Source organism: Citrobacter sp. R56, from assembly GCF_016811995.1.
GTDB lineage: Bacteria > Pseudomonadota > Gammaproteobacteria > Enterobacterales > Enterobacteriaceae > Citrobacter_D > Citrobacter_D enshiensis.
Genome location: NZ_CP069159.1, coordinates 280,447 through 292,496, shown reverse-complemented (window position 1 = coordinate 292,496; position 12,050 = coordinate 280,447). Strand labels below are relative to the sequence as shown.

The following is a 12,050-nucleotide window of genomic DNA, read 5'->3' as shown; positions in this document are numbered from 1 at the left end:
TTTCCTTAGCGCTTTGCCTGCCAGATACGGGTCTGATAATCACGGATGGAACGATCCGAGCTGAACATGCCGCAACGCGCCGTATTCAGAATCGCCGCACGGGTCCAGGCTTCCTGGTCGCGATACAGCACATCGACCTGCTTTTGCGCCTCAACGTAGGCAGCAAAATCCGCCATTACCAGATACGGGTCACCACCCTGCTTGCCCATGCTGTGCAGCATCTGGTCAAACGCGTGCTTATCGCCGCCGCTGTACTTCCCGCTTTCCAGCTCTTTAAGTACCGCATCCAGCACTTTGTCTTTTTTACGCCATTTCACCGGGTCGTAGCCTTTGGCTTTCAGCGCTTTCACCTCTTCCACGGTATGACCAAAAATAAAGATGTTCTCATCGCCCACCTTCTCGGCGATTTCGACGTTCGCCCCGTCCAGCGTACCGACGGTCAGCGCACCGTTCAGCGCCAGCTTCATATTACCGGTACCGGACGCTTCCTTACCGGCCGTCGAGATCTGCTCGGAGATATCCGCCGCCGGGATCAGCATTTCCGCCGCCGAGACACAGTAATCCGGCAGGAAGACCACTTTCAGTTTGTCACCCACTTTTGGATCGTTATTGACAGCTTCCGCCACCTTGTTGATCGCAAAGATAATGTTCTTCGCCAGGTAATAACCCGGCGCCGCTTTCGCGCCAAACAGGAACACGCGCGGTACACGGTCTGCTTTCGGGTTCTCGCGGATCTCTTTGTAGAGAGCCAGAATATGTAGCAGGTTCAGATGCTGGCGTTTGTATTCGTGCAGACGCTTAATCTGGATATCAAAAATCGCCTGCGGGTTAATTTCAATCCCGGTACGCGCCTTCACAAACTCGGCCAGACGGTCTTTGTTCGCCTGTTTAATCTCGCGATACGTCTGACGGAATTTTGCGTCGTCGGCAAATTTCTCCAGATTGATCAGCTGATCGAGATCGTTGGCCCACTCTTTCTTCAGCGACTTGTCGAGCAGCGCGGCAAGTTGAGGGTTGCACTGTTTGATCCAGCGACGCGGCGTAATACCGTTGGTCACGTTATGGAATTTATTCGGCCACAGCTGGTGATATTCCGGGAAGAGATCTTTCACTACCAGATCCGAGTGCAGCGCGGCCACGCCGTTGACCGCAAAGCCACTCACCACACACATGTTTGCCATGCGCACCTGTTTGTCGTGGACCACCGCCAGCTTCGCCCACACCGCTTTGTCGCCCGGCCAGGTCTTATCCACCAGCGTCTTAAAGCGGTCGTTAATCTCTTTGATGATCTGCATATGGCGCGGCAGCAGCGCTTTCACCAGTTTTTCATCCCAGCACTCGAGCGCTTCCGGCATCAGCGTGTGGTTGGTGTAAGCGAAGGTTTTGCTGGTGATCGCCCACGCCTCGTCCCAGCTCATCTGGTGCTCGTCGAGCAGCACGCGCAGCAGTTCAGGAATGGCGATAGTCGGGTGGGTGTCGTTCAGTTGAATCACTTCGAAATCGGCCAGCTCATGCAGCTTGCGACCCGCCAGGTGATGGCGACGCAGAATGTCAGCCACCGAGCACGCGCACTGGAAGTACTGCTGCATCAGGCGCAGCTTTTTGCCTGCGGTGTGGTTGTCATTCGGATACAGCACTTTCGTCAGTTTTTCCGCGTCGATGCCCTGCTGTTCCGCCCGCAAGAAATCGCCATCGTTAAATTTGGTCAGATTGAACGGATGTGCATGGGTCGCCTGCCACAGACGTAGCGGTTGCGCCATCCCATTGCGATAGCCAAGCACCGGCAGATCCCACGCCTGACCGGTTATCACAAAACCCGGCTCCCAGTGGCCATCTTTACTCACCTTGCCGCCAATGCCGACCTGGACATCCAGTGCTTCGTTATGGCGAAACCAGGGGTAGCTGCCGCGATGCCAGTCATCGGGCGCTTCCATTTGCTGCCCATCGGCAAAAGACTGACGGAACAGGCCGTACTGGTAATTCAGGCCATAGCCTGTCGCGGACTGGCCCACGGTGGCCATAGAGTCAAGGAAGCACGCAGCCAGACGCCCCAGACCGCCGTTACCCAGCGCCGGGTCGACCTCTTCTTCCAGCAGGTCGCTCAGGTTGATGTCGTGTGCTTTCAACGCGTCGCCCACCTCCTGATACCAGCCCAGGTTAAGCAGGTTGTTACCTGTCAGACGACCAATCAGAAACTCCATCGAGATGTAGTTAACGTGGCGCTGATTTTTCGCCGGTTTTGCCGCGGGTTGCGCGCTGAGTAACTCAGCCAGTGCGCCGCTAACAGCCTGCCACCATTGACGAGAGGTCATCTCGGCAGCCGACAGTAAACCGAAACGCTGCCACTGACGCGTCAGGGCAGCCTGAAATTGCTCTTTATTAAAGGTAGGCTGTGACATAGGAATTCCGGGTCCTCAGGTAATAAAACAACGTTATTGCTAGTTTGCCTGGCTCGTTGTTGACCTTCCTCCTCCCACCGGGGATTAGGCGGGGAGGAGTAGTGGGGATGAGCATAAAAGTGTGATCGCCACCACTTAACGATAGTGCGATGACCCGTCAATGCTCAGAATGACCACACAGATCCCTGCAAGCCATATATTGTTTTACGCATTATCGAAGGGAATAAACAGAGGCCAGGAAAAATTGTGGAATATCATTTAGAAAGAACATGTAAATACGGAAATAGTTTCTAACCTAAAATAACCCCCTGATTTATCACTCTTTCGTAAATGTTTATTTTTCATGCAGGGAAAATGACGATTTTCATTAAAACCGCAGTCGCCATACAGCGCTTATGACATGCTCTGAAACAGCCAGAATGAGGTGCCAATCCAGTCCCCACGCACATTCAGACGATAAAAGTGAGTTTCCAACCAGATATATTTATATTTGTGACAGAGTGCAAATTCAGAAGCACAAAAAGTCCGCTTAACTTGCATTAAACCGGTTTCTGTCCGACCTTATATCTATTAATTACGAAGCGCAAAAAAAATCGTTTTCCCCCATTTCCTCACAGTGAAGTGATTAACTATGTTGATTCCGTCTAAATTAAGTCGTCCGGTTCGACTCGACCATACAGTGGTTCGTGAGCGCCTGTTGGCTAAACTTTCCGGCGCGAACAATTTCAGGTTAGCCCTAATCACAAGTCCTGCTGGTTACGGGAAAACCACGCTCATTTCACAATGGGCAGCCGGAAAAAATGAGTTAGGTTGGTTCTCACTGGATGAAGGTGACAATCAGCAAGAGCGCTTTGCCAGCTATCTGATTGCCGCTATCCAGCAAGCCACTGGCGGGCATTGCTCGACCAGCGAAGTGATGGTGCAAAAGCGCCAATACGCCAGCCTGACGTCACTGTTTGCCCAGCTGTTTATTGAACTGGCAGAGTGGCATCGTCCACTGTATCTGGTCATTGACGATTACCACCTGATCTCCAACCCGGTTATCCATGAGTCGATGCGCTTCTTCCTGCGCCATCAGCCAGAAAACCTCACGCTGGTGGTTCTGTCGCGCAACTTACCGCAGTTGGGCATCGCTAATCTGCGCGTACGCGATCAGCTCCTGGAAATAGGCAGTCAGCAATTAGCCTTCAACCACCAGGAGGCCAAACAGTTTTTTGACCGTCGTTTATCTTCCCCGATTGAAGCCGCTGAAAGCAGTCGGATGTGTGACGACGTCGCAGGCTGGGCAACGGCGCTACAGCTTATTGCCCTCTCCGCTCGCCAGAACAATAGCCCCGCTCACCAGTCGGCACGCCGTCTGGCGGGGATCAACGCCAGCCACTTGTCGGATTATCTGGTGGATGAAGTGCTGGACAGTGTCGATGTCGCCACCCGTCACTTCCTGTTAAAAAGCGCCGTATTACGCTCCATGAACGACGCTCTCATCGCCCGTGTTACCGGCGAAGAAAACGGTCAAATGCGCCTGGAAGAGATTGAGCGCCAGGGTCTGTTCCTGCAACGGATGGATGACACCGGCGAATGGTTTAGTTATCACCCGCTGTTCGGCAACTTTTTACGTCAGCGTTGCCAGTGGGAACTGGCAACCGAACTGCCGGAAATTCACCGCGCCGCCGCCGAAAGCTGGATGGCGCAAGGGTTCCCCAGCGAGGCCATTCACCATGCGCTGGCGGCTGGCGACGCGCATATGCTGCGCGACATTCTGCTTAATCATGCGTGGGGTCTGTTCAACCACAGCGAACTGGCGTTGCTGGAAGAGTCACTGAAAGCGCTGCCGTGGGAAAGCCTGCTGGAAAATCCACGACTGGTGCTGCTGCAAGCCTGGCTGATGCAAAGCCAGCACCGTTACAGCGAGGTCAACACGCTGCTGGCGCGCGCCGAGCAAGAGATCAACGGCGTGATGGACGGAACACTGCATGCGGAATTTAACGCATTGCGCGCGCAGGTGGCGATCAACGACGGCAACCCGGATGAAGCAGAGCGGCTGGCAAAACTGGCGCTGGACGAACTGCCGATTGCCTGGTTCTATAGCCGGATTGTCGCCACTTCCGTACACGGTGAAGTTCTGCACTGTAAAGGCGATCTTGCCCAATCGCTGTCATTGATGCAGCAAACAGAGCAAATGGCGCGTCACCACGATGTCTGGCACTACGCGCTGTGGAGCCTTATCCAGCAAAGCGAAATTCTGTTTGCCCAGGGCTTCCTGCAAGCAGCCTGGGAAACGCAAGAGAAAGCGTTCCAGTTGATCAAAGATCAGCACCTGGAACAGTTGCCGATGCACGAATTCCTGGTACGCATTCGCGCGCAGCTCCTGTGGGCGTGGGCGCGTCTGGATGAGGCTGAAGCCTCAGCCCGTAGCGGGATTGATGTGCTCTCTGGCTTCCAGCCGCAACAACAGTTGCAGTGTCTGGCGCTCCTCGTGCAATGCTCGCTCGCGCGTGGCGATCTGGATAATGCCCGTAGCCAGTTGAACCGGCTGGAAAACCTGCTGGGTAACGGCCAATATCACAGTGACTGGATCTCCAATGCGGATAAAGTCCGGGTGATTTACTGGCAGATGACCGGCGATAAAAAATCGGCCGCTCACTGGCTGCGACACACGCCAAAACCGGCGTTTGCCAACAACCACTTCCTGCAAAGCCAGTGGCGCAACATCGCCAGGGTGCAGATCCTGTTAGGCGAGTTCGAACCCGCAGAAATTGTGCTGGAAGAGCTGAACGAAAATGCACGTAGCCTGCGTCTGATGAGCGACCTGAACCGCAACCTGCTGCTGCTCAATCAACTGTACTGGCAGGCAGGACGTAAAAACGATGCCCAGCGCGTGCTGCTTGAGGCGCTGCAACTGGCGAATCGTACCGGTTTCATCAGCCACTTTGTGATTGAAGGGGAAGCGATGGCACAGCAACTTCGCCAGTTGCTTCAGCTCAACACGCTACCGGAACTCGATCAACACCGGGCACAGCGTATCCTGCGGGAGATTAACCAGCATCACCGACATAAGTTCGCCCATTTTGACGAGGGTTTCGTTGAGCGTCTGCTCACGCATCCGGAGGTGCCGGAACTGATCCGCACAAGCCCGCTCACGCAACGCGAATGGCAGGTTCTGGGGCTTATCTATTCCGGTTACAGCAATGAACAGATCGCTGGCGAGCTGGCAGTCGCCGCAACCACCATCAAAACGCACATTCGTAACCTGTATCAGAAACTAGGCGTCGCACACCGGCAGGATGCGGTGCAGCACGCGCAGCAATTGTTGAAGATGATGGGTTATGGGGTGTGATTTTGCCCGGTGGCGCTAACGCTTACCGGGCCTACGAGGGCGGGTGATTTTGTAGGCCGGACCGGCGTTAGCCGTCATCCGGCAAACGTCATTAACACAGCTCCAGCTGAATGTGGTGCTCGGCAATCACCTGCATCACGCCTGCGGGCGGCATGGTATCGGTATAGACCGCATCGACGAGGCTAATGCTGCCCATGTTCACCATCGCATTACGACCAAACTTCGAGTGATCCACCACCAGCATGACGTGACGTGAGTTCTCAATGATCGCGCGTTTGGTGCGTACTTCGTGATAATCAAACTCCAGCAATGAGCCATCGCTGTCGATGCCGCTGATCCCCAAAATGCCAAAATCGAGGCGGAACTGAGAGATAAAATCGAGCGTTGCTTCGCCAATGATCCCGCCATCACGGCTGCGAAGCTCACCGCCGGCCAGAATAATGCGAAAATCCTCTTTCACCATCAGCGTGTTCGCCACGTTGAGGTTGTTGGTCACAATACGCAGATTGCTGTGGTCCAGCAGCGCATGCGCGACCGCTTCCGGCGTTGTACCGATATCGATAAACAGCGTGGAGCCATTCGGTATTTGCGTGGCGACTTTACGCGCGATACGCTCTTTTTCCGCCGTCTGTGTTGCTTTTCGATCGTGCCACGGCGTGTTCACGGAACTGGAAGGCAGCGCCGCCCCACCGTGATGGCGCAGAATCAGGTTTTGATCGGCCAGATCGTTGAGATCGCGGCGAATCGTCTGCGGGCTGACGGAGAAATGCTCCACCAGCTCTTCGGTGCTGACGTATCCCTGTTTTTTTACCAGTTCAATGATCGCGTCATGTCGTTGTGTTTGTTTCATTCTGATTCCCTGGAATTTCTATGTTCGTTTTCGCACATTAACCGTATCAGCCAATGCCATTGCCAAACCTACCGCCAGCCCGGCGATGTGTGCGCCATTCGCCATCGACATCCCAAACACGTCAAACCAGCCGGCTACTATCCAAATCAACGCAAAAATAATCAAACCACGCTGAAGGTATATACCACTTTGCGGATCGCGTTCACCGCGCAGCCAGACATAACCCATCAATGCATAAACAACACCCGAAAGCCCGCCAAACCACGGACCGCTAAATTTCTGCTGCACATAGCCGCTCAGCAGTGCGCTGATCACCGTAATGACGACCAGTTTGCCGCTGCCCAGACGTTTTTCGACCGCCCCGCCAAGGTACCACCACCACAGCAGGTTAAAGAGAATGTGCATCAGCGAGAAGTGCATAAACGCATGGGTGAAATAGCGCCAGAACTCATATTTCAGCGACGGGTCAAACGGCCAGGCCAGCCAAAGCATCACGTTCTGATCGCCCATGATGTTCATCGCGAGAAACACCAGGATGCATGCCGCCATGACAAGCCAGGTAACGGGACCTGCCCGTTCACGCAGCGTGGCAATAAACGGGAAACGGCGGTAGTGGAGTCCGCTGTCGGTATGACCGGACTGCCAGCTCGCCGCCAGATAACGCGGATCGCCCGGGTTTTCGAGGAATCGCGCCAGCTCCGCCTGGACGCGCTCGGCCTGGGATTCATCCGCCAGCCAGACGTCGCTTTGGTCATGTTGTTGAATCGTCAGGATAACGCCCTGCGTCGCCATATAATCAACAAATGCCTGCGCCACGCGGGGGTTAGCAAAAGAGGTAATCATCAACATCGTTGCTGTCGCTTAGTCCACACAAAAGAGGACAGTATAAAGGCTTACGAGCCGTATGCCACCTCTGAGGGAAAATGGCGGTGCCAGGCATCAAAGCCGCCATCAACACTGTAGACCGCGTCATAGCCTTGCTGGAGAAGATACTGCGCCGCCCCTTTGCTGCTATTGCCGTGGTAGCACATCACCATCACCACGCTATCGAAGTCATGCTCGCGCATAAACGTTCCCAGCGTGTCATTGGTCAAATGAAACGCTTGCGGCGCATGCCCCATTGCATAGCTTTGCGGATCACGGATATCGACCAGTACCGCTTTTCCGTGATGCAGTTTCTGGTGAGCTTCTTCAACGTTAATACATTCAAACTGATCCATAGACTCTCTTTCTTTTATTGCCGGTAAGCCATAGTAACGCCCAGTGTACGTTCAGACGGCAGGGAAACACCATAATGTTATATGTATCACTCTAAAATGTTTTTTCGATGTTACCAATGGCGCGTTTCTTTGCTATTATGTTCGATAACGAACATTTCTGAGCTATAACGAAAGCGCAAGAGGGCAGCATGGAAACCAAAGATCTGATTGTGATAGGCGGGGGCATTAACGGTGCCGGTATCGCGGCAGACGCCGCTGGACGTGGTTTATCCGTGCTGATGCTGGAAGCGCAGGATTTAGCCTGCGCCACCTCCTCTGCGAGTTCTAAACTCATCCACGGTGGCTTGCGCTACCTGGAACACTACGAATTCCGCCTGGTCAGCGAAGCGCTGGCCGAGCGTGAAGTGCTGTTGAAAATGGCACCGCATATAGCCTTCCCGATGCGTTTTCGTCTGCCGCACCGCCCGCACCTGCGTCCGGCATGGATGATCCGCGTAGGTCTTTTTATGTACGATCACCTGGGCAAACGCACCAGTTTGCCTGGTTCAACCGGTTTGCGTTTTGGCGCAGATTCTGTGCTGAAACCTGAGATCGTGCGCGGTTTCGAATATTCTGACTGCTGGGTAGACGATGCGCGACTGGTTCTGGCAAACGCCCAAATGGTGGTTCGCAAAGGGGGTGAAGTGTTAACCCGTACCCGCGCAACCTCCGCCCGCCGTGAAAACGGATTGTGGATAGTAGAAGCGGAAGACATCGATACCGGCAAAAAATACAGCTGGCAGGCGCGTGGTCTGGTTAACGCGACGGGCCCGTGGGTGAAACAGTTCTTCGACGACGGTATGCATCTGCCTTCACCGTACGGTATCCGCCTGATCAAAGGCAGCCATATCGTGGTGCCGCGCGTCCACACGCAGAAGCAGGCTTACATCCTGCAAAACGAAGACAAACGCATTGTGTTTGTGATCCCGTGGATGGATGAGTTCTCAATAATCGGCACCACCGACGTTGAATATAATGGCGACCCGAAAGCGGTGAAAATTGACGAAAGTGAAATCAATTACCTGCTGAAGGTTTACAACGCGCACTTTAAGAAACAACTGGGACGCGACGATATCGTCTGGACTTACTCTGGCGTACGCCCGCTGTGTGATGACGAATCCGATTCGCCACAGGCCATCACGCGTGACTACACGCTGGATATTCACGACGAAAACGGCAAAGCCCCGCTGCTGTCTGTGTTTGGCGGCAAGCTGACCACCTACCGTAAGCTGGCCGAACACGCAGTGGAAAAACTGTCATCTTACTATCAGGGTATTGGCCCGGCCTGGACCAAAGAGTGCATCCTGCCAGGCGGCGAAATTGGCAATGACCGTGAAGATTATGCGGCAAAACTGCGCCGTCGCTACCCTTTCCTGACGGAATCGCTGGCACGCCACTACTCGCGCACCTACGGCAGCAACACGGAATGGATTCTGGGTGAAGCCACGTCGATTGCGGACTTAGGTGAAGATTTCGGTCACGAATTCTACGAAGCGGAGCTGAAGTATCTGGTCGAGCACGAGTGGGTACGCCGAGCAGACGATGCGCTGTGGCGTCGCACCAAAGAAGGGATGTGGCTCAACGCTGAACAGCAGTCCCGCATCACCCACTGGTTGGCGGAATACCTAGATAAACGCCAACTGTCGTTAGCGTCTTAATATAAAGGCCGGATGGCGACTTCGCTTTTCCGGCCTACAGAACGGCATTAACCCGCAGGCCCGGTAAAACTACCGGGCCTTTCTTCATTACAACCGCACCGAATCAATATGCCAGATGGTGTCGGCATACTCTTTGATCGTCCTGTCGGAGGAGAAATACCCCATATTGGCGATGTTGAGCATGGTCTTCGCGGTCCACTCTTCCGGACGCAGATACAGTTCGTCGACCTTATCCTGACAGTCAACATAGCTGCGGTAATCCGCCAACACCTGATAGTGGTCGCCAAAGTTAATCAGCGAGTCCACCAGGTCACGATAACGGCCTGGTTCGTCCGGACTGAACACGCCGCTGCCAATTTGCGTCAGCACCTGATGCAGCTCTTCGTCTTTCTCGTAATACTCGCGAGGTTTGTAGCCCTTACTGCGCAGCGCCTCGACCTCTTCCGCCGTATTACCAAAGATAAAGATATTTTCCGCACCCACATGCTCCAGCATCTCGACGTTGGCGCCGTCCAGCGTACCGATCGTCAGCGCGCCGTTGAGGGCAAATTTCATATTACTGGTGCCGGACGCTTCTGTTCCTGCCAGTGAAATCTGCTCAGACAGGTCGGCGGCAGGAACGATCACCTGCGCCAGGCTGACGCTGTAGTTAGGGATAAAGACCACCTTCAGCTTGTCGCCAATCTGCGGATCGTTGTTGATCACCTTCGCGACATCGTTGATCAAGTGAATGATGTGTTTCGCCATGTAGTAAGCGGAAGCCGCTTTCCCCGCGAAAATATTCACACGCGGCACCCACTCGGCATCAGGCTCAGCCTTGATACGGTTGTAACGGGTGATCACATGCAGCACGTTCATCAACTGGCGTTTGTACTCGTGAATACGTTTGATCTGCACATCAAACAGCGCTTTCGGATTCACCACCACATTCAGGTTCTGAGCGATAAGCAGCGCCAGACGTTTTTTGTTCTCCAGCTTCGCCTGACGCACCGCATGGTTGACCAGCGGGAAATCGCAGTGCTGTTCAAGCTCGCTCAACTGGCTGAGATCGGTACGCCAGGTGCGGCCAATGTTCTCATCCAGCACGTCGGAGAGCGGCGGGTTCGCCAGCGCCAACCAGCGGCGCGGCGTCACACCGTTAGTGACATTGCAGAATCGCGTCGGGAAGATCTTCGCAAAATCGGCAAACAGCGACTGTACCATCAGGTTGGAGTGCAGTTCGGAGACGCCGTTAACTTTGTGACTCACCACCACCGCCAGCCACGCCATGCGCACGCGACGACCGTTGGACTCGTCAATGATCGACGCGCGTCCCAACAAAGCAGTATCGTTGGGGTACTGTTCCTGCAAGGTTTTCAGGAAGTAGTCGTTGATCTCAAAGATTATCTGCAAATGACGCGGCAGAATTTTACCCAGCATATCGACCGGCCAGGTTTCCAGCGCCTCACTCATCAACGTGTGGTTGGTGTAGGAGAACACCTGGCAGCACACTTCAAACGCATCATCCCAACTGAATTTGTGGTCGTCGATAAGCAGACGCATCATTTCAGGAATCGACAGCACCGGGTGGGTGTCGTTGAGGTGGATAGCAATTTTATCCGCCAGATTGTCGTAGGTTTTGTGCAGCTGGTAGTGGCGACTCAGGATGTCCTGGATAGTCGAAGAGACCAGGAAGTACTCCTGGCGCAAACGCAGTTCACGCCCCGAATAGGTCGAATCATCCGGATAGAGGACGCGGGAAACGTTTTCGGAATGGTTTTTGTCTTCCACCGCCGCGAAGTAGTCACCCTGGTTAAATTTACCAAGGTTGATTTCACTGCTGGCCTGCGCATTCCACAAACGTAACGTGTTGGTGGCATCGGTGTCGTAACCTGGGATGATCTGGTCGTAGGCGACGGCCAGAATCTCTTCGGTTTCAATCCAGCGTGTCTTCTTACCTTCCTGCTGGATACGTCCGCCAAAACGCACTTTATAGCGCTTGTTATGACGTTTGAACTCCCACGGGTTGCCGTATTCCAGCCAGTAGTCCGGAGACTCTTTCTGCCGCCCGTCGACAATATTCTGCCGGAACATGCCGTAGTCGTAGCGGATACCGTACCCACGACCCGGCAGACCTAACGTTGCCAGCGAGTCGAGGAAACACGCCGCCAGACGCCCCAGACCGCCGTTACCGAGGCCCGGGTCGTTCTCTTCATCAATCAATTCCTCAAGGTCTAGCCCCATGCCTTCCAGCGCACCTTTGACATCGTCATAAATACCTAACGATAACAGCGCATTGGAAAGGGTGCGGCCAATCAGGAACTCCATCGACAGGTAGTACACCTGACGGGTTTCCTGTGACAGTTGAGCACGGTTAGAACGCAGCCAGCGCTCCACGAGACGATCGCGCACCGCGAACAATGTAGCGTTCAGCCACTCATGTTTGTTGGCAATGACCGGATCTTTGCCAATCGTAAACATCAGCTTATAGGCAATAGAATGCTTAAGGGCCTCTACGCTGAGTGTGGGCGATGCATAAGAAAATGGAGCATTCATATAAGTGATTCC

7 protein-coding genes are annotated in these 12,050 nt (G+C 54.2%); 2 read left to right on the top strand and 5 right to left on the bottom strand.

Annotation, left to right across the window (positions count from 1 at the left end):
* Positions 1-5 precede the first annotated feature (5 nt).
* Entirely contained in the window at positions 6-2,399 is a 2,394-nt protein-coding gene (malP, locus tag JM656_RS01305; RefSeq protein WP_203359717.1) for a maltodextrin phosphorylase, read from the bottom strand.
* A 631-nt stretch (positions 2,400-3,030) separates the two neighbouring features.
* On the opposite strand from malP, the gene malT reads away from it, so the two are divergent.
* Entirely contained in the window at positions 3,031-5,736 is a 2,706-nt protein-coding gene (gene malT, locus JM656_RS01300; RefSeq protein ID WP_203359716.1) for an HTH-type transcriptional regulator MalT, read from the top strand.
* Positions 5,737-5,827: 91 nt separating this feature from the next.
* Here malT and JM656_RS01295 read toward each other — a convergent pair whose 3' ends face one another.
* Genes JM656_RS01295 through glpE form a run of 3 tightly spaced genes read right to left on the bottom strand, consistent with a single transcriptional unit; the run spans position 5,828 to position 7,806 of the window.
* Complete coding sequence (locus tag JM656_RS01295) at positions 5,828-6,586, bottom strand: DeoR/GlpR family transcriptional regulator (RefSeq protein ID WP_162383311.1); 759 nt, start codon at positions 6,584-6,586, stop codon at positions 5,828-5,830.
* 18 nt (positions 6,587-6,604) lie between these two features.
* A complete protein-coding gene (glpG, locus tag JM656_RS01290; RefSeq protein ID WP_203359715.1) occupies positions 6,605-7,435 on the bottom strand; it encodes a rhomboid family intramembrane serine protease GlpG in 831 nt (276 codons plus the stop codon).
* A 44-nt stretch (positions 7,436-7,479) separates the two neighbouring features.
* Positions 7,480-7,806 carry a thiosulfate sulfurtransferase GlpE gene (gene glpE, locus JM656_RS01285; protein WP_203359714.1) on the bottom strand — a complete coding sequence of 109 codons (327 nt, stop codon included), beginning with the start codon at positions 7,804-7,806 and terminating at the stop codon, positions 7,480-7,482.
* A 188-nt stretch (positions 7,807-7,994) separates the two neighbouring features.
* Between glpE and glpD the strand changes: the two genes are divergently transcribed.
* The gene (glpD, locus tag JM656_RS01280) at positions 7,995-9,503 is read left to right on the top strand and encodes a glycerol-3-phosphate dehydrogenase (RefSeq protein WP_203359713.1); all 1,509 of its coding nucleotides are present in this window, start codon (positions 7,995-7,997) and stop codon (positions 9,501-9,503) included.
* Positions 9,504-9,590: 87 nt separating this feature from the next.
* Here glpD and glgP read toward each other — a convergent pair whose 3' ends face one another.
* A complete protein-coding gene (gene glgP, locus JM656_RS01275; RefSeq protein WP_203359712.1) occupies positions 9,591-12,038 on the bottom strand; it encodes a glycogen phosphorylase in 2,448 nt (815 codons plus the stop codon).
* Between the last annotated feature and the right edge of the window lie 12 nt (positions 12,039-12,050).